Origin of the sequence: Streptomyces lanatus (assembly GCF_014655715.1) — a bacterium.
Lineage (GTDB): Bacteria > Actinomycetota > Actinomycetes > Streptomycetales > Streptomycetaceae > Streptomyces > Streptomyces lanatus.
In genome coordinates, this window is the sequence record NZ_BNBM01000019.1 from 88,831 (window position 1) to 112,514 (window position 23,684).

22 protein-coding genes and 1 tRNA gene are annotated in these 23,684 nt (G+C 70.2%); 9 read left to right on the top strand and 14 right to left on the bottom strand.

Annotated elements, in window-relative coordinates:
• Window positions 1–104: 104 nt before the first annotated feature.
• Entirely contained in the window at window positions 105–2,450 is a 2,346-nt protein-coding gene (locus IE325_RS37080; RefSeq protein ID WP_190074560.1) for an immune inhibitor A domain-containing protein, read from the bottom strand.
• Window positions 2,451–2,838: 388 nt separating this feature from the next.
• On the opposite strand from IE325_RS37080, the gene IE325_RS37085 reads away from it, so the two are divergent.
• Window positions 2,839–3,096: a hypothetical protein gene (locus IE325_RS37085; RefSeq protein WP_190074561.1), complete on the top strand. Its 258-nt coding sequence runs from the start codon at window positions 2,839–2,841 to the stop codon at window positions 3,094–3,096.
• A 6-nt stretch (window positions 3,097–3,102) separates the two neighbouring features.
• Here the strand turns inward: IE325_RS37085 and IE325_RS37090 are convergent, their stop codons facing one another.
• Both IE325_RS37090 and IE325_RS37095 read right to left on the bottom strand, forming a co-directional pair.
• Window positions 3,103–3,762, bottom strand: a complete 660-nt coding sequence (locus IE325_RS37090) for an RDD family protein (RefSeq protein WP_190074562.1) — start codon at window positions 3,760–3,762, stop codon at window positions 3,103–3,105.
• Between the two features lie 91 nt (window positions 3,763–3,853).
• Entirely contained in the window at window positions 3,854–5,287 is a 1,434-nt protein-coding gene (locus tag IE325_RS37095) for an RDD family protein (protein ID WP_190074563.1), read from the bottom strand.
• Between the two features lie 262 nt (window positions 5,288–5,549).
• Here IE325_RS37095 and IE325_RS37100 point away from each other — a divergent pair, with 262 nt between their 5' ends.
• Entirely contained in the window at window positions 5,550–5,963 is a 414-nt protein-coding gene (locus IE325_RS37100) for an SsgA family sporulation/cell division regulator (protein ID WP_190074564.1), read from the top strand.
• 11 nt (window positions 5,964–5,974) lie between these two features.
• Here IE325_RS37100 and IE325_RS37105 read toward each other — a convergent pair whose 3' ends face one another.
• Window positions 5,975–7,381, bottom strand: coding sequence for an FAD-binding oxidoreductase (locus IE325_RS37105; protein ID WP_190074565.1), 1,407 nt, complete (start codon window positions 7,379–7,381; stop codon window positions 5,975–5,977).
• A 104-nt stretch (window positions 7,382–7,485) separates the two neighbouring features.
• Between IE325_RS37105 and IE325_RS37110 the strand changes: the two genes are divergently transcribed.
• Entirely contained in the window at window positions 7,486–8,889 is a 1,404-nt protein-coding gene (locus tag IE325_RS37110) for a tetratricopeptide repeat protein (protein WP_190074566.1), read from the top strand.
• 75 nt (window positions 8,890–8,964) lie between these two features.
• On the opposite strand, the gene hppD is transcribed toward IE325_RS37110, so the two are convergent.
• Window positions 8,965–10,110, bottom strand: coding sequence for a 4-hydroxyphenylpyruvate dioxygenase (gene hppD, locus IE325_RS37115; RefSeq protein WP_190074567.1), 1,146 nt, complete (start codon window positions 10,108–10,110; stop codon window positions 8,965–8,967).
• A gap of 128 nt (window positions 10,111–10,238) precedes the next feature.
• Between hppD and IE325_RS37120 the strand changes: the two genes are divergently transcribed.
• From IE325_RS37120 to IE325_RS37140, 5 genes are read left to right on the top strand one after another with little or no spacing between them, the layout of a single operon-like run.
• Entirely contained in the window at window positions 10,239–10,718 is a 480-nt protein-coding gene (locus tag IE325_RS37120; RefSeq protein WP_190074568.1) for an Lrp/AsnC family transcriptional regulator, read from the top strand.
• Between the two features lie 26 nt (window positions 10,719–10,744).
• A complete protein-coding gene (locus IE325_RS37125) occupies window positions 10,745–11,392 on the top strand; it encodes an ABC transporter permease (protein ID WP_190074569.1) in 648 nt (215 codons plus the stop codon).
• A complete protein-coding gene (locus tag IE325_RS37130) occupies window positions 11,385–12,635 on the top strand; it encodes a betaine/proline/choline family ABC transporter ATP-binding protein (RefSeq protein WP_190074570.1) in 1,251 nt (416 codons plus the stop codon). Before IE325_RS37125 ends, IE325_RS37130 begins: the two co-directional genes overlap by 8 nt.
• 47 nt (window positions 12,636–12,682) lie before the next feature.
• Window positions 12,683–13,447, top strand: coding sequence for an ABC transporter permease (locus IE325_RS37135; RefSeq protein WP_229912296.1), 765 nt, complete (start codon window positions 12,683–12,685; stop codon window positions 13,445–13,447).
• Window positions 13,444–14,403, top strand: a complete 960-nt coding sequence (locus IE325_RS37140; RefSeq protein WP_190074572.1) for a glycine betaine ABC transporter substrate-binding protein — start codon at window positions 13,444–13,446, stop codon at window positions 14,401–14,403. The genes IE325_RS37135 and IE325_RS37140 overlap by 4 nt, the downstream gene beginning before the upstream one ends.
• A gap of 8 nt (window positions 14,404–14,411) precedes the next feature.
• On the opposite strand, the gene IE325_RS37145 is transcribed toward IE325_RS37140, so the two are convergent.
• From IE325_RS37145 to IE325_RS37180, 8 genes are all read right to left on the bottom strand, one after another.
• On the bottom strand, window positions 14,412–15,203 hold the full coding sequence (locus IE325_RS37145) for a YlbL family protein (RefSeq protein ID WP_190074573.1): 792 nt from the start codon (window positions 15,201–15,203) through the stop codon (window positions 14,412–14,414).
• A 240-nt stretch (window positions 15,204–15,443) separates the two neighbouring features.
• Window positions 15,444–16,553 (bottom strand): o-succinylbenzoate synthase, encoded by a 1,110-nt coding sequence (menC, locus tag IE325_RS37150; protein WP_190074574.1) that lies wholly within the window; start codon window positions 16,551–16,553, stop codon window positions 15,444–15,446.
• Window positions 16,550–17,314, bottom strand: a complete 765-nt coding sequence (locus IE325_RS37155; protein ID WP_190074575.1) for a chorismate synthase — start codon at window positions 17,312–17,314, stop codon at window positions 16,550–16,552. The genes menC and IE325_RS37155 overlap by 4 nt, the downstream gene beginning before the upstream one ends.
• Window positions 17,315–17,380: 66 nt before the next feature.
• A complete protein-coding gene (locus IE325_RS37160; protein WP_190074576.1) occupies window positions 17,381–18,022 on the bottom strand; it encodes an IclR family transcriptional regulator in 642 nt (213 codons plus the stop codon).
• 305 nt (window positions 18,023–18,327) lie between these two features.
• Window positions 18,328–20,118: a DEAD/DEAH box helicase gene (locus tag IE325_RS37165; RefSeq protein WP_190074577.1), complete on the bottom strand. Its 1,791-nt coding sequence runs from the start codon at window positions 20,116–20,118 to the stop codon at window positions 18,328–18,330.
• A 121-nt stretch (window positions 20,119–20,239) separates the two neighbouring features.
• Entirely contained in the window at window positions 20,240–20,608 is a 369-nt protein-coding gene (locus IE325_RS37170) for a type II toxin-antitoxin system death-on-curing family toxin (RefSeq protein ID WP_190074578.1), read from the bottom strand.
• Complete coding sequence (locus IE325_RS37175) at window positions 20,608–20,805, bottom strand: hypothetical protein (protein WP_190074579.1); 198 nt, start codon at window positions 20,803–20,805, stop codon at window positions 20,608–20,610. The genes IE325_RS37170 and IE325_RS37175 overlap by 1 nt, the downstream gene beginning before the upstream one ends.
• Window positions 20,806–20,837: 32 nt before the next feature.
• Window positions 20,838–22,292 carry an MFS transporter gene (locus tag IE325_RS37180; RefSeq protein ID WP_190074580.1) on the bottom strand — a complete coding sequence of 485 codons (1,455 nt, stop codon included), beginning with the start codon at window positions 22,290–22,292 and terminating at the stop codon, window positions 20,838–20,840.
• A gap of 188 nt (window positions 22,293–22,480) precedes the next feature.
• Between IE325_RS37180 and IE325_RS37185 the strand changes: the two genes are divergently transcribed.
• A tRNA-Cys gene (locus tag IE325_RS37185) sits at window positions 22,481–22,555 on the top strand.
• A gap of 7 nt (window positions 22,556–22,562) precedes the next feature.
• On the opposite strand, the gene IE325_RS37190 is transcribed toward IE325_RS37185, so the two are convergent.
• A complete protein-coding gene (locus IE325_RS37190; RefSeq protein ID WP_190074581.1) occupies window positions 22,563–23,636 on the bottom strand; it encodes an endonuclease/exonuclease/phosphatase family protein in 1,074 nt (357 codons plus the stop codon).
• Window positions 23,637–23,684 lie beyond the last annotated feature (48 nt).

Here is a 23,684-nt window from a genome sequence, read left to right on the forward strand (position 1 = left end):
CGAGTCGGTGTCAATAAGGGAAGCACAGGGTGCACCTAAACACGAGCGGCGGCAACCCGCCAAGGGGTTGCCGCCGATCATGCTCTGACCTGGGGAAATAGCGACTACTTCGTCGCGGGGCCTACCTCGAGCTCGATCGTCGAGCCGTCCTTGGCCTCCTTGACGATCTTGATCTTGGTGTTGGTGTCAGTGATCTTGACACCGGCGGTCGGGGTCGCCGCGTCGTAGTACGTGCTGGTGTGGTCGTTGAAGACCGGCACCCCCGCACGCGACGGGATCCGGAGCGCGACGTCCGCGTTGTGCAGCGTGATGCCGTCCGTGCGGAACCTGCTGAACGGCGAGTCGTAGGACTGGATGCGGTTGCGCAGCAGCGTGCCGTCGGCCCACTTCAGCGCGCCCGGGTGGGAGTCGATCGGCAGGACCAGACCGGTACCGGCGTGCTGGCTGGTGTTGTTGTCCTGCTGCGAGGTGTCCCACTTCCAGATCAACAGGCCGTTCTGGTACGGGTAGTGCTCCACCCAGTCCGGACGGGTCGTCGAGAAGCCGAAGTTGTACGGGCCGGTCTTCAGGGTCTTGTCGTACGACACGTACTGACGGTTCTCGGCGATGTAGTACTGCGCGTAGTCACCCGAGATGGACCCGCCGATGCGCGAGAAGCCCTTCGTCGCCCAAGCGGCGTCCGCGGTCTCGGCGTTGTCGGAGAACAGCGCCGTGCCGTCGGCGGTCACGGTGATCTGGTCGGCCGCGAAGCCCTTCTGGGCCACGCCGCCGTCCGTCTGGTAGCGGAAGCGCAGGTCGATCTTCTTGCCGGCGTAGGCGTCGAGCGGGAAGGCCAGCTTCTTGTAGGCGCCCGAGGTGCCGGTGAGCGCCGGCTTGCCGCTGGCGTCCTTCGGGATGGCCGCGCCGTCGACGGTGCCGTCGATGGCGGTCCAGTTGGCGCCGCCGTCGGTGGAGACCTCGGTGTAGAGGTAGTCGAACTCGGCCTCGATGTCGTACCAGCCGTCCAGCGTCAGCGAGGCGGCGGACTTGCCGGTGAGGTCGACGGAACGGGTCAGCGTGTTGGCGAGGTTGTCGCCCTTGCCGCTCCACCACTGGTTCGCGCCCTGCGCCGGGGCCACGATCTCCGTGGTGACCTTCTTCTTGGGCAGCTCGACCACGAGGGCCTGCTTGTGCTTGGTGTTGTACTCGGAGACACCCAGCTTGTGCCACGAACTCGTGCCGGCCTTGGCGGTGTCGTACTTCAGCCAGCCCAGCTGGAGCTTGTCCCAGGCGGTCATGTCGCCGGGCAGGTCACCGATCTCCTTCTTGCCGGTGCCCAGCCAGGAGCCGGAGGACATCAGCGTCCAGAAGCCGGTGGAGTTCTCGCCGCCGGAGGTGTCGTAGTGGTCCGGCAGACCGAGGTCGTGACCGTACTCGTGGGCGAAGACGCCGAGTCCGCCGTTCTCCGGCTGGATGGTGTAGTCGCCGACCCAGATGCCGGTGGAGCCGACCTGCGCGCCGCCCAGCTTGTTGCTGTCGGGGCCGGTCGCACCCGCGTCGGTGCCGAAGGCGTACCAGCGGTGGGCCCAGATCGCGTCCTCGGCCTGGGCGCCGCCGCCGGCGGACTCGTCCTCACCGGCGTGCACGATCTGGAAGTGGTCGATGTAGCCGTCGGCCTCGTTGAAGTCGCCGTCGCCGTCGAAGTCGTAGCGGTCCCACTGGTCGAACTTCGCGACGTCCGCCTTGATGTCCGCGTCGGACTTCCCAGCTGCCTTCTGCTGGGCGACCCACGCGTTCAGGCCGTCGCTGACGACGTTCCAGACGCTGGAGCAGTTGGTCTGGCCGCAGGCGTTGTTGCCGTAGCGGGCCTCGTTGTACGGGACCTTGACCCAGTCGGTGACCTCGCCGTCGACCGAGTAGCGGCCCGAGGACGTCTTCTCGTAGTACTTCTTCAGCGACTCGGTCTTCTTGCCGGTGCCGAAGTAGAGGTCCTGGTAGTGCTTCTGGTTGTAGTCGGCCTGCCAGGCCGTCGAGTTGTCCTTCTTGCGTTCGGGCTCGGCTATCTGGTTGTGGGCCGGGCCGGGGGTGCCGCCGAACTCGCTGAGCTTGTCGCCGAACTCGACCAGGATCGTGAAGATCTTGTCGGTCTTCTCGCGGCCCAGCTCGACGTACTTGCTGTCGCCCTTCTTGCTCTTGAGCTCGACGACCTTGGAGCCCTCGCGCTCCTTGATCTTGCTCTTGCCCGATATGACCTGGTTCAGGGCTTCTTCGCGCTGGGCCTCCTGAGTCTTGCTCATGGGGCCGTCGAGGTCATGGTCGACGTGAGTGTGCTCCGCCGGATCGTGCCGCTCCACGGAGGCCGGCGCGCCTTCGTCGGCCTGAGCCACCGCGAAGGTCGAGAACGTCGCCGCCGCCGTGGCGAGCGCGACGGCTGTTGCCGCCGTTCTGAAAGTCCAGGGTCTACTGGTCACTTGAGATCCTCCCCCGCGCCCGGCGCGCGGAAGGACGGTCCTGGTCATGGAGGATCCGCGCGCGTCATCAACGCGTGTAGTCAAGTGACGACATTTGACTAGAGGTTAAGCAGAAAAGACAGACCTTGACTTGGACCCGTCAATTGCATTATGCGGAGTTGATGTTCGTTTAACGAACAACGATCTTTCTCGAACGGGCGCGCGGCGCCGTCCACTTGCTGGACGCCATGACTCCGTGCGCCCCCCGTGCACCGGCACTGTAGGTAAGGTCACGCTTACGGTTTATTCCTCTGGGGCATGCACGCCGTTAGAGTCGGATGGCGGAACGCCCGGACGTCGGCGGAAAGCCAGGCCGAAACCCCCGTGCACCCCTGATTCCGAGGACACGATGATCATGCCTCGTCCGACTGCCGCACAGCTCTCCTACGGCTCCTGCACCGTGATCTTCTCGACGCTCGCCATGCTGCTGCTGTCACAGACCAGTTCGGGTGTGGGGATCGCGGTCATCGCCGTCGCGGCGCTGCTGCTCGGCCTCCTGGTCGCCATGACGGTGCCCATGCCGAAGAAGCCTCGCGTGGTGGCGATGCGCAGGCCCGCCGGCGCGGAACAGGAGAAGGCCGAGGAGCCCGCGCTCTCCCAGTCCTGACGCATCTCAGCTGCCGGTGCTGACGACGACCGTCTTCGCCGCCTTGTCGTGCAGCCCCATCTTGTACGGCCGGTCGAAGTAGCTCCAGCCGCCGCAGATCGCCGTCCAGATACACGCGCAGCAGAACGCGAACGGGATCCACAGCACCGCCGCGCGGATCAGTGAGGTCTGCACGGACGGGGTGGCGCCGTTGTCGAGGTTGGCCACCCGCATGTTGAGCAGCTTCTTGCCGAGCGTCTGCCCCGTCCTGACGGTCATGGCCGTGTCGTAGGCCATATAGAGCACGGCGGCGACCGCGGACTGCGCCAGGGACTTGCCGTACTCCACGTCGTCGGTGTCCACGTCGAGTTCGGTGACACCGAATCCCCAGGTGAGCAGCCAGACGACGACACCCACCAGGATCATGTCGAGGATGCGGGCGAGTGTGCGTTTGCCGCTGTCGGCGAGGGGCGGCATTCCGGCGAGCGGGTCGGTGGGGTAGCCGCCACCGCCGTACGGGTCACCGCCGTAGGGACCGCCACCCCCGGGGGGAGGCGGGGGCTGGCCGCCGTACGGGGGCTGATCACCGTACGGCGAACCCGAGCCCCCGGGTGGTGGGGGCTGCTTCCTGAACGGGTCGTCTTCCGGGGGCTGCTGCCCGGAGCCGGGAGGCGGTTCGCTGCTCATGGCCCCGAGTCGACCGCGAACCTCCCGGTTTCGCATCCGGCGCGGGGCCGTCCGAGGGACGTGTTTTCCGTGGGCCGTTCGCCGTACGACGTCATCCCGCCACGAACGTACCCGCGGCCTTGTCGTGCCAGCACTGGCGCCACGGCCGGTCGAACAGGCACCACAGCACGCCGATGACGCCGATGACGAGCAGGCCCGGGATGCTGTAGACCAGCCAGCGGCGCAGGGCCGCGCCGAACTCCGGGGGCTCATGGGCCTCGATGTCCCGCACCTCGATGCCGAGCACCTTCTTGCCCAGGGTGCGGCCCCACTTGGCGGTGGGCAGCGCCTCGTAGAGCAGGCCGAACACGAGCAGCACGGCCACGATGATGCCGACGTACACCGACGTGGTGCCGTCGAGCAGCCATACGGTGACTGTCTCGCCGGAGAGCTTGGCGGCGTCGATCTTGTCGTTGACGTGGTCGATCGCCTTGGTGCCGAGCGGTACGGCGGCCACGGCGGTGACGGCGGCCAGTACGACGGTGTCGAGGAGCCGGGCGGCCAGCCGCTTGCCGAGGTTCGCCGGGCGGGCGGCGGCCTGGCGCAGGGCGGCCGCCGCGAAGGGGTCCTCCCGCACGGGCTTCCACGGGGCGACGGGCTGGTCCTCGTCGGACGGGCCCGCGAGACGGTGGACCTGCTGGGCCCAGGAGGACTGACCGCCACCCGGCCCAGGGGCCATGGGCGTCCCGGAGGCGGCCGCCGCGGGCTGGGGACCACCGGACTGCCGGGGGACGCTCGGCGCGCCCTGCTGGGGGCCGGGGAGGGGCGCGGCGGGGGCCGCCTGGGCACCGGCGGCACGCTCGGCGGCGGCCTTCCCGGCGCCGAAGCCCGGGCCCTGCGGGGCACCGGCCGCCGAGGAGCGGTCCGCGTCCGTGCCTCCGGGCTGCGCCCCGGCCGCCCCGCCCTGCTGTCCCGTGCGCGGGGAGAGCGCGCGAATCGCCATGGTGCCGTCGACGGGGGCGGGGCGGGCGGGGTTCGGGATACCGGGAGTGCCCTGCCCCGGCTGCGCTCCGCCGGCGGCGCCCGCGACGGGCCGACGGATCATGAACGTGTCACCGGAGTCGGCGGCCGGCTCGACGGTGCCCTCCGGCTGGGCCGGCGTACGCGGGTCCCGTGGCTCGGCCTCGGGCTGCCCCCAGGAGACCCGGCGGTCCTGCTCGCCGCCGAAACCGGCCTGGTGCGAGGAGTCGGCACCCCAGGCGGACGCCGGCTCGGGGCGGCTGCCGTGCGGGGAGTCCGCGCCGGCGGGCGCCTCCTCGTCGAAGAAGTGCGGGCCGGTCTCCTCCACCGAGGGCGCCGCACCGGCCTGAGCCGGCTGCGCGCCCGGCGGCGGGTCGAGCGTCTCACCGTCCGTGGGCGCCGGACGGCTGGTGCCCGGCACCCAGGAGGCACCATTCCAGTACCGGACATATCCAGGAATGGACGGGTCCGGGTAATACCCTTCGCGGGGCCGGTCGTCACCGGGGGCCGGGGTTGGGGCGCTCATGTCCGTCGTCCGGTATCTGCTCGTGGGTCAAATGGGGGCCTCCACATCTATCAGACCCACGCAACAAGCACCGCCAGTCCCGTGGGACCCACTCCTTTCCGGGCAACCTCGTACACGGGCTTCACAACACCGGAGCCCGGTCGGGGGCGGTGCGGAAAAAAGTTCTGGGAAGCCGCGTAATGATCCGTGGCGCTGGTCCCTCTCCACTCGTACGGGCCCGTTCACAAGGGCCGCACGAGGTACGAGAGAGGACGTGTACGCCATGCATCACACCGTCGTGGAACGCGAACTGGAGATGCGGCTCATTCTGTCGCCGGAGCGGAGTGTGCCGGTGCCGGCGCGGCTGAGCTATCACAGTGACGATCCGTTTGCCGTGCACATCACGTTTCACATCAACTCCGAGCAGCCCGTGTACTGGACCTTCTCCCGCGATCTGCTGGTCGAGGGGGTGTTCCGGCCGTGCGGGCACGGGGATGTGCGGGTGTGGCCGACGAAGGTCGAGGGGCGGAGTGTGGTGCTGATGGGGCTCAGCTCCCCGGACGGCGACGCGCTGCTGGAGGCGCCGGCCGCGCAGGTGTCGGCCTGGCTGGAGCGGACCTTGCGGGTGGTGCCCCCGGGGACTGAGGGCGAGCAGCTGGGCATCGACGACGCGCTCGATCAGCTGCTCGCCCAGTGAGGGGTGAAGGGTCAGAAGAGTTTGCCCGGGTTCAGGATGCCCAGGGGGTCGAAGACCTCCTTGATGCCCCGCTGCATCTCGATCCCGACCGGGCCGATCTCCCTCGCCAGCCACTCCTTCTTCAGGACGCCCACCCCGTGCTCGCCCGTGATCGTGCCGCCGAGTTCCAGCCCGAGGGCCATGATCTCGTCGAAGGACTCACGGGCGCGCCGGGACTCGTCGGCGTCGGCGGCGTCGAAGCACACCGTCGGGTGGGTGTTGCCGTCGCCCGCGTGGGCGACGACGCCGATGGTGAGCTGGTGTTTGTCGGCGATGCGTTCCACGCCCTCGATCAGGTCGCCGAGGCGGGACCTCGGCACGCACACGTCGTCGATCATCGTCACGCCCCGCACCGCCTCCAGTGCCGTGAGGGACAACCGCCTTGCCTGGAGCAGGAGTTCCGACTCCGCCGCGTCGTCCGCCGGGACCACCTGCGTCGCGCCCGCCTCCTCGCACAGGGCGCCCACCGCAGCCAGATCGGCCGTCGGGTCCGGGGTGTCGAAGGCCGCCAGGAGCAGGGCCTCCGTCGTCTCCGGCAAGCCCATGTTCGCGATGTCGTTCACCGCCTTGACCGTCGTACGGTCCATCAGCTCCAGCAGTGACGGGACGTGCCCGCCGGCCATGATCCGGCACACCGCGTCGCAGGCCGCCGCCGCTGACGCGAACTCGGCCGCGAGGACCAGCTGTTGCGGAGGCTGTGGCTTCAGCGCCAGGACGGCCCGGACGACGATGCCGAGCGAGCCCTCGGAGCCGACGAAGAGGCGGGTCATGTCGTATCCGGCGACGCCCTTGGCCGTACGGCGGCCCGTGGTCATCAGGCGGCCGTCGGCCAGCACCACCTCAAGCCCCAGGACGTACTCCGCCGTCACCCCGTACTTCACACAGCACAGGCCCCCGGACGCGGTGCCGATGTTGCCGCCGATCGTGCACATCTCCCAGCTGGAGGGGTCCGGCGGGTAGTACAGGCCGTGTTCGCCGACCGCGCGGGAGAGGGTGGCGTTGATGACGCCGGGCTCGACGACCGCGATCCGGTCGACCGGGTTGATCTCCAGGATGCGGTCCATCTTGGTCAGGGACAGCACGATGCAGCCGTCGGAGGCGTTGGCGCCGCCCGACAGGCCCGTGCGGGCGCCCTGCGGGACGACGGGGACGCGCAGCTCGGTGGCGGTGCGCATGACGTGCTGGACCTCTTCGACGGTGCGCGGCAGCACCACCACGGCGGGGGCGCCGGCCGGGCAGAAGCTGGCCATGTCGTTGGCGTAGGAGGCCGTGACGTCGGGGTCGGTCAGGACGGCCTCGGTGGGCAGACCCGCGAGCAGCCGCTCGGTGAGGTCACCCCGGGCGTGGTCGGGTGCGGCTTCGGTACGGCTCATGATCACAGCGTGACACCCGGGGCCATCGGTGTGAACCCCGCGTACGGCAGGCGCCGTAAGGCGGGTGTGGTCGTGGTGTCGGCACGCCGGTTCGACGCACAGTGAGCGCCATGGAGAACGAACAGGGCCCTGGGAACCGCCGGTCGCGCATCCCCTGGCGGGTGCTGATCTCCGCGGTGGCGGGGTGCGCGGTGCTCGGCGGGGTGCTGGTGCTGGTGCCGTGGGGAACGGGCGGGACACGGGCTCCGCAGCCGGCGCCGGGTGCGCAGGCGCTGACCGCCGTCACCACCGGGGTGTCGGCCGCGCTGCCCGATCTCGCGGTGCTGATCGACGAGCGCGAGGCCCGGCTGCGGAAGCGTCCCGGGGACGCCGGGGCGTGGGCGGTGCTGGGGGCGGCGTATGTGGAACAGGGGCGGCGGACCTCGGATCCGGCGAACTACCCGAAGGCCGAGCGGGCGCTGCACCGCTCGCTGGAGGTGCGGGAGAAGAACGCCGACGCCCTGTCCGGCATGGCGGCACTGGCGAACGCGCGCCGCGACTACCGGGCGGCGCGGAACTGGAGCGAGGCCGCGCTCAAGGTCGACCGCAAGGAGTGGACGGCGTATCCGCAGCTGATCGAGGCGCACACGGGGCTGGGCGACTACAAGGCCGCCAAGCGGGCCCTGGACCGGCTGCTCGAACTGCGCTCGGGTCCTGCGGTGCAGGCGCGGGCCGCCGCCCTGTACCGGGACCGGGGCTGGCGCGAGGACGCGGCGGCGGCGCTGTCGGACGCGGCGGCGGGAGCCGAGGCCCCGGCCGAGCGGGCGGCGTATCTGGAGCGGGGCGGGCAGCTCGCCTGGGAGCGGGGTGACCTGGACGTGGCGCTGCGGCACTTCCAGGAGGCGGTACGGCTCGACCCCGACCAGCGGACCGCGCTCGCCGGGCAGGGCCGGACACTGGCCTCGCTGGGCCGCACGACGGAGGCGCTGAACGCGTACCGGGTGGCCTTCACCAAGCAGCCGAACCCGGCGTACGCGCTGGAGCTGGGCGAGTTGTACGAGTCGCTGGGCCTCGGGCAGGCGGCGCGGGTGCAGTACGACCTGCTGCGGGAGCGGGCGGCGCGGTCCTCGGCCGGCGGGGTGGACGAGGAGCTGGTCCTCGGCCGCTTCGAGGCGGACCACGGCGACGTGGATTCGGCGGTACGGCGGCTGCGGGACGAGTGGCGCAGGCAGCCGGGGATCGAGGTGGCGGACGCGCTGGGCTGGGCGCTGCACCGGGCCGGGAAGGGCAAGGAGGCCCTGAAGTACGCGCGGGTGGCGACCGACCGGCACAAGGGGGGCGGGGTGCGCAGCGCGCTGTACGTGTACCACCTGGGGATGATCGAGCGGGAGCTGGACATGCCGGGGGCGGCGCGGCGGCATCTGCAGGAGGCGCTGCGGATCAATCCCCGGTTCTCGCCGACCCGGGTGCCGCTGGCCGAGGAGGCGCTGGCGGAGCTGGGGGAGCCGGACATGGACGCCGAGCTCCCGGAGTAGGCCCGTGGGTCGTGCGGACGTCGTGCGGACGCCCCCCGTGAGCGCCCGCACGACCATCCCGGAGCGGGGGTCAGGTCACAGGTTGCCGCGCTTGGCCTGCTCCCGCTCGATCGCCTCGAACAGGGCCTTGAAGTTGCCCTTGCCGAAGCCCATCGAGCCGTGCCGCTCGATGATCTCGAAGAAGACGGTCGGACGGTCCTGGACCGGCTTGGTGAAGATCTGCAGCAGATAGCCGTCCTCGTCGCGGTCGGCGAGGATCTTCAGCTCGCGCAGGGTCTCGACGGGGACGCGGGTGTCGCCGACCCATTCGCCGAGGGTGTCGTAGTACGAGTCGGGGGTGTCGAGGAACTGGACGCCGGCCGCGCGCATGGTGCGGACCGTCGCCACGATGTCGTTCGTGTTGAGCGCGATGTGCTGGACGCCCGCGCCGCCGTAGAACTCCAGGTACTCGTCGATCTGGGACTTCTTCTTGGCGATGGCCGGCTCGTTGATCGGGAACTTGACCTTGAGCGTGCCGTCGGCCACGACCTTCGACATCAGCGCGCTGTACTCGGTGGCGATGTCGTCGCCCACGAACTCCTTCATGTTCGTGAAGCCCATGACCTTGTTGTAGAACCCGACCCACTCGTTCATCCGGCCGAGCTCGACGTTGCCGACGCAGTGGTCGATGGCCTGGAAGGTTCGGTGGGCGGGCGGCTCGACCATCGGGGTCGCGGCGTCGAAGCCGGGCAGGTAGGGGCCGTCGTAGCCGCTGCGCTCGACGAGGGTGTGGCGGGTCTCGCCGTACGTCGCGATGGCGGCCAGGACGACCGTGCCGTGGTCGTCCTTCATCTCGTACGGCTCGGCCACCGAGCGGGCGCCGTGTTCGAGCGCGTAGGCGTACGCGGCCCGCGCGTCCGGGACCTCGATCGCGAGGTCGACGACACCGTCGCCGTGCTCGGCCACGTGCTGGGCGAGGAAGTGGCCCCAGGCGGTGGCGGGCTTGATGACGGAGGTGAGGACGAACCGGGCGGAGCCGTTCTCCAGCACATAGCTCGCGGTCTCGCGGCTGCCGTTCTCCGGTCCGGAGTAGGCGACCAGCTTCATGCCGAAGGCGGTGGAGTAGTAGTGCGCCGCCTGCTTGGCGTTGCCCACGGCGAAGACGACCGCGTCCATTCCCTTGACCGGGAAGGGGTCGGCCTGCCGGGCGGTGTCGGGAGTGTGGTGTGTGGTCTGCGTCATAGGCGCAGCCTCACTCCGGGGTGGCAAGGTGCGCAATAGTTCGCGTATTCACTGGGCAATATGACCAGTGGAGTGCTCGTTTCCGCGGGCTCTCTGTACAGGATGACCACCCCGTTCGGGAGGCTGCTGTGGCGATCGATCATCTGGACGGGCGGATCATCGTGCTGCTGGCGCGCGAGCCGCGGATCGGGGTGCTTGAGATGTCCCGGCGGCTGGGGGTGGCCCGTGGGACCGTGCAGGCGCGGCTGGACCGGCTTCAGTCGAACGGAGTCATCCGGGGATTCGGTCCCGAGGTGGATCCGGCCGCGCTCGGGTATCCGGTCACGGCCTTCGCCACGCTCCAGATCCGGCAGGGGCAAGGGCCCGACGTACGGGCCCACTTGGCGACCGTGCCGGAGGTCCTGGAGCTGCACACCACCACCGGTACCGGGGACATGATGTGCCGGCTCGTGGCGCGCTCCAACGCCGATCTCCAGCGTGTGATCGACCGGGTTGTCGGTTTCGATGGGATCGTCCGGGCCTCCACCGCGATCGTGATGGAGAACCCCGTTCCGCTGCGGATCATCCCGTTGGTGGAGCAGGCGGCACGGGACAGGGACGGCGAATAGCCCGCGATCCGGTGGGGTGAGTGCGTGTGAGCTTCTGGGAGTACCTGGGCAACCGCCACCAGCAGCTGTTCGCCGACGCCCTCCAGCACGCCAGTGCCGTTCTGCAGTGCATGGTGGTGGCGACCCTGCTCGGGGTGCTGATCGGTGTGGTCACCTATCGCAGCGAGTGGGCCGGCAACTTCGCCACGCTGACCACCTCCGGCATCCTGACCATTCCGTCGCTGGCCATGATCGGTCTGCTCATCCCGATCGTGGGTCTCGGCGTGGCGCCCACGGTGATCGCGCTGACGCTGTACGGACTGCTGCCGATCGTGCGCAACTCGATCGTGGGGCTGCGCGGCGTCGACCCGTCCCTGGTGGACGCGGCCAAGGGCATCGGGATGTCCCGGCTGACCCGGCTGGTCAAGGTGGAGCTGCCGCTGGCCTGGCCGCCGATCCTGACCGGGATCCGGGTCGCCACGCAGATGCTGATGGGCATCGCGGCGATCGCGGCGTACGCCTCCGGACCCGGCCTCGGCAATGTGATCTTCCGTGGGCTGGCCTCCCTGGGCAGCGCGAACGCGCTCAACCAGGTGCTGGCCGGCACGGTCGGGATCATCATCCTGGCGCTGCTGTTCGACGCCGCGTACGTCCTGATCGGCCGGCTGACGATCTCCAGGGGGATCCGTGTCTGAGCACACCACGGACGAGGCGCAGCACGGCGCGGCGATCGAGCTGGAGAACCTGACCAAGCTCTATCCGGGCAGTGCGCAGCCTGCCGTGGACGACGTGAACATGGAGATCAAGGCGGGCGAGGTCGTGATCTTCGTCGGCCCCTCCGGCTGCGGGAAGTCGACGACACTGAAGATGATCAACCGGTTGATCGAGCCGACCGGTGGCCGTATCCGCATCGGCGGCGAGGACGTCACCGACATCGACCCGGTGAAGCTGCGCCGCAAGGTCGGGTACGCGATCCAGTCCGCCGGTCTCTTCCCGCACATGACGGTCGCGCAGAACATCGCGCTCGTACCGAAGATGATCGGCTGGTCGAAGACGCGGATCACGGCACGGGTGGAGGAGTTGCTCGACCTGGTGGGCCTGGACCCCGGGGAGTTCCGCGGCCGCTACCCGCGCCAGCTCTCGGGCGGCCAGCAGCAACGGGTGGGCGTGGCAAGGGCGTTGGCGGCCGACCCCCCGGTCCTCCTCATGGACGAGCCGTTCGGCGCGGTCGACCCGATCACCCGTGATCATCTCCAGGACGAGCTGATCAGACTCCAGCACGAACTGCACAAGACGATCGTCTTCGTCACCCACGACTTCGACGAGGCGATCAAGCTCGGTGACCGGATCGCCGTGCTGCGGGAGCAGTCGCACATCGCCCAGTTCGACACCCCGGAGGCGATCCTCACCAACCCGGCGGACGACTTCGTGTCCGGTTTCGTGGGCGCCGGGGCGGCGCTGAAGCGGCTGAACCTGACCCGCGTACGGGATGTGGAGATCACCGACTATCCGACGGTGACCGTCGACGACCCGCTCCAGGAGATCTTCAACCGGCTCCGGTCCAGCGGCACCAACGAGATCCTGCTGCTCGACAAGCGGGGGCGGCCGTACAAGTGGCTGCGGCGCGGCGATCTGATGCGGGCCAGGGGTTCACTGGCGCGGGCCGGGACGCTGGTGCACGACACGGTGACGCGGGACGCGACGCTGCGGGACGCGCTGGAGGCGGTCCTCACCGACAACGCGGGGCGGGCCGTGGTGACCGGGCGGCGCGGGGAGTACACGGGCGTCGTCGACATGGAGACGCTGATGAACTCCGTGCACGAGCTGCTGGAGGCCGACCGGCTTGAGGCCCTTGAGGCGCAGCACGAGTTGGAAGGGGCGCGGGCGGAGCGGACGCATGCGGAGCAGGAGGGCGAGGGAGGGGGGCGGAAGGCGTGAGCAGCCCTGAGGGCTCGGGCCAGGTGCGGGAGGAGAAGCCCGAGGCGGTGCCGGTACGGACCCGGACCCGGGCCCTGACCCGGAAGCTGAGCTGGCAGCAGCTCACCATCGTGCCCGCGATGCTGGTGGTGATCCTCCTCGCGACCTGGCTGTGGTTCCAGCAGGCCGACCTCGACGCGGTCTCCGAGAACGCCCTGGCGAACGGTCAGGTGTCCCAGGCCCTGTGGGAGCACATCGAACTCACCGCGATCTCCACCTTCTTCGTGCTGATCATCGCGATCCCGCTGGGCATCCTGCTCACCCGGCGGGCGTTCCGGAAGGCCACGCCCGTCGCGATGGCGTTCGCCAACATGGGCCAGGCGACCCCCGCGATCGGCCTCCTCGCGCTGCTGGTGATCTGGCTGGGCATCGGCCGCAAGGCGGCCCTGATCGGCATGATCGCGTACGCCGTCCTGCCCGTCCTCTCCAACACGATGGCCGGTCTCAAGGCGAACGACCCGACCATGCTGGAGGCGGCGCGCGGCATCGGCATGTCCCCGCTGGGCGTCCTGTCCCGGGTGGAACTCCCCCTGGCGGTCCCGCTGATCCTGGCCGGCGTGCGCACGGCCCTGGTCCTCAATGTCGGTACGGCGACGCTGGCGGTGTTCGGCGGGGGCGGCGGCCTGGGTGTGCTGATCACGGCGGGCATCACCAATCAGCGCATGCCGGTCCTGGTCCTGGGCTCGATCCTCACGGTCAGCCTCGCCCTGCTGGTGGACTGGCTGGCGTCGCTTGCGGAAGTGCTGCTGCGGCCACGGGGGTTGGACCTATGAGACGACGTACGGTCCTGCTCGCGGCGGGGCTGTTGGTAGCGGCCTCCGCATGCGGCCTGACCAGCGGCTCCCCCATGGTGGACGACGTGAAGCCCGGTTCGATCGGGCGGGGCGAACCGCTCGAGGGCGCCGAACTGACGGTGACGTCGAAGTCGTTCACCGAGCAGCTCATCCTCGGCGCGATCATGGGCATCGCCTTCCAGGCGGCCGGCGCGGACGTCCTCGACCGCACCGGCATCCAGGGGTCCATCGGCAGCCGGGAGGCGGTGCGGAAGGGGGACGCGGACGCCGGGTACGAGTACACGGGCACGGCCTGGATCACGTACCTGGGCCACAGCGACCCCATCACCGACCCGCAAAAGCAGTGGGAGGCGGTCCGCAAGGAGGACGCGAAGAACGGCCTGACCTGGCTCCCTCCCTCCGCCCTGGACAACACCTACGCCCTGGCCATGAACCAGCGGAACCACAAGAAATACGGCACGAACAACCTCTCCGAGGTCGCCGCCCTGTCCAAGTCCGACCCCGGCGCGGTCACGCTCTGCGTGGAGGTCGAGTTCGCCAACCGCGCGGACGGGCTGCCCGGCATGCAGAAGGCCTACGGGATGCAGGTGCCGACCGGCAACATCACCCAGATGGACACCGGCATCATCTACACCCAGGTCGCGAAGGGCAGTTGCACCTACGGCGAGGTCTTCACGACGGACGGCCGCATCAAGTCCATGAACCTCGTAGTCATGGACGACAACAAGCACTTCTTCCCCAACTACAACGCGGCCCCGGTCATCAACACCAAGACCCTCAAAAAATGGCCCGCCATCCCCCAGGTCCTCGACCCCATCACCAAGAAACTGAACAACACCGTCGCCCAGGACCTCAACGCGAAGGTGGACGTGGACGGGGAGGATCCGCATCAGGTGGCGTTGGACTGGATGAAGCAGGAAGGGTTCGTGAAGTAGGGGCGGGCCTAGCAGGCGGGAACCGCGCCCGTCCCCGACCGCAGTGTCTTCAGTGAGCTCACCGCGCCCTTCAAGGTGGTCACCGGGATCAGGCGCAGGCCCTTCGGGAGTTCTGCCTTCGCGTCGCCGCATTCAGCCTTGGGGACGAGGAACACCGTGGCGCCGTCGCGCTTGGCGGCCTGGGTCTTGAGGGAGACGCCGCCTACCGCGCCGACCTTGCCGGTGGCGTCGATCGTGCCGGTGCCGGCGATGATCTGGCCGCCGGTGAGGTCGCCGCCGGTGCTGTCGCCGCCGAGTTTGTCGACGATGCCGAGGGAGAAGAGGAGGCCTGCGCTGGGGCCGCCGACGTCCGCGAGCTTCAGGGTGACCTTGATGTTCTTGTCGTCGAGGTCGAGGTAGTTCAGGGCGGCGCGGGTCGCGTCGTCCTGGGACTCCTTCATCTGCTCGGTGTTGTACTGCTCGATCTCCCGGGTGCTGCGCCCGCTCGGGTAGACCGAGTCGCGCGGCATGACCGCCTTGTCCGTGCGGAACCACGCGTCGACCACATCGCCGAGCGACACGTCGGTGTCGGGCGAGGTCGCCTCGATCGTCGTCATGCGCAGCTCGCCGGTCGTGTCCCGGGTCGGCGCACCGGAGATCGTGATCACCTGCTCGCCCCGGTTCTCCCCCAGCACGTTCGCCGTCAGGCCGGGCTGCGTCAGCGAGAACGGCAGTGGCGCGAAGGCGGCCGTGGCGAGCAGCGCCACGACGGGCAGAGCGCAGACGGCGATGGCCCGGGGGCGCGTGAGACGAGAGAACACGGGATCAATCTAACGTGGTGGCGGATTCCGGCCAGGTGCGGGGCGGAGCTGCCCAGGGTGCCCCAAGGGCGTGTGTCGAATGTCCCGTCGTCCGCGCGCAGCGCGGGCGCAGCGGCGTCCGGTGCGTGCGATCGGCGTGCGGGGGCCTGGGTCATGTGGCGGAGCCACCTGTCCCAGGCCCCCGTGCGGCGAGCGTGCGTGCCGGGCGTCGGGGCGCAGGCGGGACGTTCGACACACGCCCTAGATCACGTACAGGTCTCGGCGGTGCCTTGTGAAGCGCCGTAGTGGCTCCGGCAGCGGCTCCACGCCGATTCCCGGTTTCCTCGGCACCGGCAGATGGCCGTCCACCAGCACGAACGGTTCCGTGATGTCCTCGGCGAAGTAGCGGCTGGAGGCGGAGGTGTCGCCGGGGAGGGTGAAGCCGGGCAGGGCCGCCAGGGCCAGGTTGGGGGCGCGGCCGATGCCCGTCTCCAGCATGCCGCCGCACCACACCGGGACCCCGTGCGCGTGCGCCACGTCATGGACCCGCCGCGCCTCCAGGTATCCCCCGACCCGCGCCGGCTTCACGTTCACCACCCGGCACGCGTCCATCGCGATCGCGGACGCGGTGTCGCGGGCGTTGTGCAGGGACTCGTCGAGGCAGACAGGCGTCGAGATGCGCTGCTGGAGGCGGGCGTGGGCGTGCAGGTTGTTCTCGTCCAGCGGCTCCTCGATCAGCAGCAGCCCGAACTCGTCGAGGCGCCGCAGATGCTCGGCGTCCGCGAGTGTGTACGCCGTATTGGCGTCGACCTGAAGGGGCAGCTCCGCGCCGAAGCGCTCGCGCACCGCCCGTACGGGTTCGAGATCCCACCCGGGCTCGATCTTCAGCTTGATCCGCACATACCCCTCGGCGAGATATCCCTCGACCGCGTCCAGCAGCTCGCCGAGCGTCGGATGGATCCCGACCGACACCCCGGCCGGCACCCGCTCCCGCACCGCCCCGAGATACGTGGCCAGCGACATCCCGTACGACCGCAGCTCCGCGTCGAGTACGGCCGTCCCCAGCGCCGCCTTCGCCAGCTCATGCCCCTTGATCTTCGCCATCGCCGGCGCGAGGTGGGCCGTACCGAGCACGGGCAGCGCGGCGACGCGCGGCAGCAGGAAGTCGCGCAGCACGATCTCCGCGCCGGCCACGAACTCCGGGCAGTACAGCGGCTCGGGGTCGGCCGCGAACTCCGACCAGCCCTCGGCGGTGTCGGTGACGATGTGCAGCAGGAAGGTGTCCTTCGTCGTCATCGTGCCGAAGGATGTACGGAAGGGGCTGACGAGGGGGATCGCGACGTGGACGATCTCGACGCGTTCGAGTTTCACGCGGTGGCCTCCCGGCGGGTGAGCGTGTACCAACCGTCCCGAGACATACCCGTCGCGACGAAGCCGTCCGCGAAGGCCTTCGTGAACACCTCACGCACGGCCCGCCGCCAGCACAGCGCCGACTCGGGGTCGGCGGCCCGCAGCGCCACTATGTCGTCCGGCACCCGGCACCAGACGTGCCGGTCGGCCGGGTCGCGGCGGGCGAGCGGCCCGCCGTCGGGGGCGGTGTGGGTGACGGGCGCGGTCTCGCGGCCACCGGTGCTCTCCGGCTGTGCGGGCTCGATCAGGTCCCAGGTCACCGCGAGGCGGTCGGTCTCGTCGCCGTCGTTCACGCCGTCCGCCATGGGGCCGTAGAAGTCGACGAGGTACTCGGTGCATACGGCGCCCAGCTTGACCAGGTTGAACCGCGCGTTGCGGCCGACCAGCGGATCGAAGGTCCACCGCATGATCCGTGCCCCGCGCTCCACCGCCCACGCCCGCTGGGCCTGCTTCACCTCGAACCCGCGCCCCTGGTCGGCCGCCGCGACCAGCGAGTACGCCTCCCCGGAAGCGGGCGGCCCGAACACCGCCACGGCCGCCCCGACCAGCCGCTCCCCGTCGAACGCCCCGTGCACGGCCCCGCCCGCGTGAACGAGGCTGTGCAGCACTTCGGCCGGGTACGGCGGCGTACTGCGGGGCGTGTGCCATACGTCGCTGAAGTAGCCGGCGACGGCGGACAGCCCGGTGACGTCGTGGACGGTGCGGATGCTGAGGGAGGTCATATACCGAGTGTCGGAGGCGTCGGCGGCCCTGCCTAGGGTGCCTCACGGACACCGGCCCGCCCCCCGTCAGCGCAGCGCCTCCGCGACCTCCTTCGCCGCGTCCACGACCCGCGCCCCGACCCGCTCCGGCACCGAATCGGCCAGCATCACCACACCCACGCTGCCCTCGACGCCGGTCACCCCGAGCAGCGGCGCTGCGGCCCCGCTCGCGCCGGCCTCCAGCTCGCCGTGGGTCAGGGTGTAACCGGGCTCCTCCATCGGCTGCTGCCGGGCGGAGAGTATGGCCCGGCCCGCGGCACCGCGGTCCAGCGGGTGCCGGAAACCGGCCCGGTAGGCCACGTGGTAGTCGGTCCAGGTCGGCTCGACCACGGCGACGGCGAGCGCCTCCGTGCCGTCGACCAGCGTCAGATGGGCCGTCGCCCCGATGTCCTCGGCGAGCGAACGCAGCGCCGGCAGCGCGGCCTCGCGCACCAGGGGGTGCACCTGTCGGCCCAGTCGCAGCACCCCGAGCCCGACCCGGGCGCGGCCGCCCAGGTCACGGCGTACGAGGGCATGCTGTTCCAGAGTGGCGAGGAGCCGGTACACAACGGTCCGGTTCACGCCCAGTTTGTTGGAAAGCTCGGTGACGGTCAGCCCGTGGTCCGTATCGGCCAGCAGCTTGAGGACGCGCAGTCCCCGGTCGAGCGTCTGAGAGGTCTCCGCGGTCACGACGCCCACTCCTTAGTGGTGAGGTCGGCGGGCCCCCTCGCGGCGGATGCGTCACCGAGTCCCGTCAGTGACGCGCTTCAGAGGCCGCCGATCGGTCAGCGGTCCGGCCTTCCGGACCGCGTCGCTTCACGGCTGCGCTCCGCGGCGGCGCTGCCACGGGGCGTGTGCGTAGGCGGACATTAGCGAAGCCGGTTCGCTGAGCGGAAGGCTCCGTCCAGAATCCGGGCAGGGCGGGGTGCGGACGACGACGGTTCGTCCTGGAATGTACGTCCGTGAAGGGCGCCGCGGCCTAAACACACGCGGCGTCACTTCATCCGCGTGGCCCACTCCTGCACCTTGGCGATCCGCTGCCGAAGCTGCCCCGCGGTGGCCTCCGCACTCGGCGGCCCCCCACAGACCCGCCGCAGCTCCGTATGGATCACCCCATGCGGCTTCCCGCTCTGATGGACGTACGCGCTGACCATCGTGTTGAGCTGCTTCCGCAGCTCCATCATCTCCTTGTGCGAGACGACGGGCCGCCGCTCGGCGGGCAGCTCCAGCAGATCCGCCTCGGAGTCCGGCTTCTTGCGGCTGTGCGCGATCTGCCGCGCCTGCCGCTTCTGGAGCAGCATCTGCACCTGATCGGGCTCCAGCAGCCCCGGGATCCCGAGGTAGTCCTGCTCTTCCTCACTCCCCGGGTGTGCCTGCATACCGAACTCGGCGCCGTCGTACAGCACCCGGTCGAAGACGGCCTCGGACTCCAGCGCCTCGAAGGAGAACTGCTCCTGCTCGCCGGTGTCCTCGTCCTGCTCCTTGTTCGCCTCCTCCATCTCCTTCTCGGACTCGGCGTACGGGTCCTCCTCGCCCTCCTTCTTCGGCTTGTCGAGGGCGTGGTCGCGCTCGACCTCCATCTCGTTGGCGAAGGTGAGCAGATCGGGGACGGTGGGGAGGAAGACGGAGGCGGTCTCGCCGCGCCGCCGGGACCGTACGAAACGGCCGACGGCCTGGGCGAAGAAGAGGGGCGTGGAGATGGTGGTGGCGTAGACGCCGACCGCGAGCCGGGGCACGTCGACGCCCTCCGACACCATCCTCACCGCGACCATCCAACGGTCGTTGTTGCCGCTGAAGTCGTCGATCCGCTTGGACGCCCCGGCGTCGTCGGAGAGGACGAGGGTCGCCTTGCTGCCGGTGATCTCGCGGATGAGCTTGGCGTAGGCGCGGGCGGAGTCCTGGTCGGAGGCGATGACGAGGGCGCCCGCGTCGGGGATGGCCTTCCTGACCTCGGTCAGCCGCTGGTCGGCGGCACGCAGCACACTGGGCATCCACTCGCCGCGCGGATCGAGGGCGGTGCGCCAGGCCTGGCTGATCGCGTCCTTGGTCATCGGCTCACCGAGCCGCGCGGCGATCTCATCCCCCGCCTTGGTGCGCCAGCGCATGTTGCCGCTGTAACTCAAGAAAATGACGGGGCGGACGACGTGGTCGGCGAGGGCGTTGCCGTAGCCGTACGTGTAGTCGGCGGCGGACCTCCGAATACCGTCGTTGCCCTCCTCGTACGTCACGAAGGGGATGGGGTTGGTGTCGGACCGGAACGGCGTGCCGGTGAGGGCGAGTCGGCGCGTGGCGGGCTCGAAGGCCTCCAGGCAGGCCTCGCCCCAGGACTTGCTGTCTCCGGCGTGGTGGATCTCGTCGAGGATGACGAGGGTCTTGCGCTGCTCGACGCGGTTGCGGTGCAGCATGGGCCGTACGCCGACACCGGCGTAGGTCACGGCGACGCCGTGGTAGTCCTTGCCGAGCGGGCCCGCGCTGTACTCGGGGTCGAGCTTGATGCCTATGCGCGCGGCGGCCTCCGCCCACTGCTTCTTCAGATGCTCGGTGGGCGCGACCACGGTGACCTGCTGCACGACATGGTGGTGCAGCAGCCAGGTGGCGAGGGTGAGCGCGAAGGTCGTCTTGCCGGCGCCGGGCGTCGCGACCGCGAGGAAGTCACGCGGCTGCTCCTGGATGTACTTCTCCATCGCACCCTGCTGCCAGGCACGCAGCTTGCTGGCGGTGCCCCAGGGGGCGCGGCCGGGGAAGGCGGGGGAAAGGTGGTGGGAGGAGGCGGCGGTGGTAGTCACGGTCTCCGTACGGGGTTGGGCGGCTCGGCTGGGTATGACAACCGGGCCACCCTACCGGCGGGGTGGTGGGCTCAATGCGCCGACCGGGCAGGGTCGCCCGTGGGTGGGATCGAGGTCACACTCAGCGCGCGAAGCGCGGCAACTGGGCTGCGATCTTGGGCACGTCCAGTGCGCCCTGACAGACATCCAGCACGAATCGCTCGGCCTCGTCCACGTCGAACTCCGAGTCCAGGGGGTGCCCGTTCATGTGCAGGAAGACCCAGGTCGCGTACCAGGCGATGCGCTTGTTCCCATCGACGAGTGCGTGGTTGCGGGCAAGGGACTCCATCAGCGCGGCGGCCTTCTGCCATACGTCCGGGTAGGCGTCCTGCCCGAACACACTCGACTGGGGACGCGCCAGTGCGGAATCCAGCAGCCCGTAGTCACGCACTTCGTCCGCCCCGAGCCGCTGCGCCAGATTCAGCAGCTCGGGCAGAGTCAGGTAGTGCATCAGGCGAGCCTCCGGTTCAGCTCGGCACTGGCCTTCAGCACGTGCTCGGCAGCCTCGTTGAACAGCCGTGAGTGCTCGTTTATGGCCGCGATCACGGCGTCGTGCGCGAAGGCCTGCATGCTGCGCCCTTCCGCCGCCGCGCGATCACGCAGGGCGTCGAGCTCTTCGTCCGAAAAACGCAGGTTCAGTCCAGCCATGCCTCAACGGTACTACGCGGTACCACTCGGTGTCACCGGGATTCCTCACGCAACCGCGTAGTCACCCAAGCCCCTACCAACGCCACCCCCGCCATCGGCAGGAACACCGCCGCGAACGCCCCCGGATGCGAACCGGACGCCGCCGTAGCCGCGTGACTCACCGAGCCGCCCCCCAGAGCCGCGAAGGCAGCGCCCCCGGCCGCCAGCAGGACCACGTTGGACAGCGCGTCCGAGATCTGCAGAGCCGCCGAATTCGTACCGGCCTCCTCGGGCGCGGACAGCTGGAGCAGCAGCACGCTGCTGGAGGCGATCACCAGCCCCATCCCGAAGCAGCCGAACGCCCACGCCACGGCCAGTGTCCAGGCCGGCACGGAGGAGATCAGCACGCTCGGCGCGGCCGCGATGGACGCCGCCACCAGCACCATCCCGAGCGTCATCAGCCGTTCCCTGTACGGCTCCACCCGCGGCCGCGACTGCACCCACGACCCCACCGCCCACGTCACCCCGCCCGCCGCGAGCGAGAACCCGGCCATGGTCGGCGACAGCCCCCGCTGGGTGACCAGCATCAGCGGCACGAAGGATTCGGCTGCGATGAAGGACCCCGCCGCGACCCCGCGCAACAGCACCACCGAAGGCAGCCCGCGCGCCGCCCGGTAGGTGCCGCGCGGGAGCAGACCGAGCACGGCCGGCACGAGCAGCGCGGCTCCGACCGCGCCGGGCACGAGGGAGAGCCAGCGCAGGTCCTGGGCGGCGTACTGAAGGAGCCCCGCGCCGAGGGAGATGCCGAGGGCGAGCCGGATCCGCCGCCGGTCGAAGGACGCGCCGCCGGCCGAGTCGTCGAGCGGGCCGCCCGCCCGGCGTCGTATCTGCGGCAGCGCCAGCGCGAGCGGGAAGACGACGAGCACCGGAATCCCGATGAACACCCAGCGCCAGCCCAGATGCTCGGTCACCGCCCCGGAGGCCAGCGGCCCCACGATCGACGGCACGACCCAGCTCGCCGCGAACGCCGCCATGATCGCCGGCCGCAGCCGCTCCGGGTAGACCCGCCCCACGACGACGTACAGCGCGACGATCACCAGCCCGCCCCCGAGCCCCTGCACGGCGCGCCCGAGGATGAACACCCACATGGCGCCCGCGGTCCCGGCCAGCAGCAGCCCGGCCCCGAAGGAGGCGATCCCTGCCGTCAGCGGGCCGAGCGGTCCCCGCCGGTCCGACCACTGCCCCGCGAGCACCATCCCGAACAGGCTGGTCGTGAAGTACCCCGAGAACGCGAACGCGTACAGCGACACCCCGTCCAGCTCCCGCGCCGCGACGGGCATCGCCGTGCCGACGGCGGTCGCCTCGAAGGCGATGAGCAGCACGACGGAGACGATCCCGATGCTGAGCGCCCGATAGGACCTGCTCAGCACCTTCTCCTCGGCCGCCGGGTCCGGGGGCGCGTCGGATGTCTTCGCGAGGTCGGGGCCGCGCGGCTCGAGGGCAGTCATGGTCGCCAGCGTAAGGGCCGCAACCGACTTTGACCCCTGTCGGGAGACGGTCCCACGGTGCGACCTTGGTCGTACGACCAAGGGGTGGAACCCGGGATTCATGAACGCGGTGTGGCAGTCGCGTTGCAGCGCGCCCGATTCCCTTGAGCCGCTCGTCAACCGGCCCGTACGGTCGAGGAACCGATCACGGCCGTGTGCCCGAGTGGTTCAGGGATTCGCCTGCAAAGCGAATTACGCGGGTTCGATTCCCGCCACGGCCTCCAAGCTCTTTCACCAGCCGATCGCCGCCGCCACCGGACGGTGATCGCTCCCCGTGGCCGGCAGCACCCACGAGCTCTCCGCCCGCACCCCGCGCACGAGGATCTGGTCGATCCGCGCCACCGGGAACTCCGCCGGCCAGCTGAAGCCGAAGCCGGACCCGGCCTCCTCCTGGACCGAGCGCAGCTGCGAGGTGAGTCCGGCGAACGCGCGGTCGTCCATGGTGCCGTTCAGGTCGCCGAGCAGGACCACGCGCTCGCTCCGCTCGGCGGCGACGGCCTTGGCGAGCGCCTGCGCGTTGCGGTCCCGTGAGTCCGTCCAGAAGCCGTTCCGGGGCATCACCCGCACGGAGCCCAGGTGGGCCACGTACACCGCCAGCGGGCCCTGGTCCGTGGCCACCGTGGTGCGCAGCGCGCGGGCGTAGGCCAGCTTGACCTCTTCCGGCTTGGCCTCCCCCAGCGGCCCGACGTCCTGCTCGATGTCGACCGACCGGGTGTCCGACAGCGGCAGCTTGCTCCACAGCCCGACCGTGCCCAGCACGGTGTGGTGCGGGTAAGCCTTCGCCAGCGCCTTCTCGTACTGCGGCTTCGCCTGTGCGGTGATCTCCTCCAGGGCCAGCAGGTCCGCCCCGGAGGCGGCCAGGTCCCTCGCGGTGCCCGCCGGGTCGGGGTTGCCGGCACCGACGTTGTGGCTGACGAGGGTGAGGTCGCCGCCCGAGCGGGACTTGTCGGTGAGGAGCCCGCCGAAGAGGTTCAGCCACACCGTGACCGGCAGCAGCAGCGCGACGACCGCGGTGGCGGAGCGGCGCCAGAGCGCGCCGGCCAGCAGCGGCGGCACGAACAGGGCGAACCACGGCAGCATCGTCTCCACCAGGCTGCCGAGGCCCCCGGTGTTCGGGACGCTCGCGTGGAACAGCATGACCAGGCCGAGCAGCAGCGCGAGCGCCGCGAGCAGCGGGCCGCGCTTCCAGGGGGCCGGCCGAGAGAGGGCGCGGATCGCGCGGCGGATGTCCGCGCGCCGTGTGCTGGTGTCCCTGGGACCGGCGGCGCCCTGTCCGGTCGTCGCCTCCGTGTCCACCTGCGTCATCGTCCGTCCTCGCTCACTGTCGGCCGGGTCATGGCAATGGAGTGACCG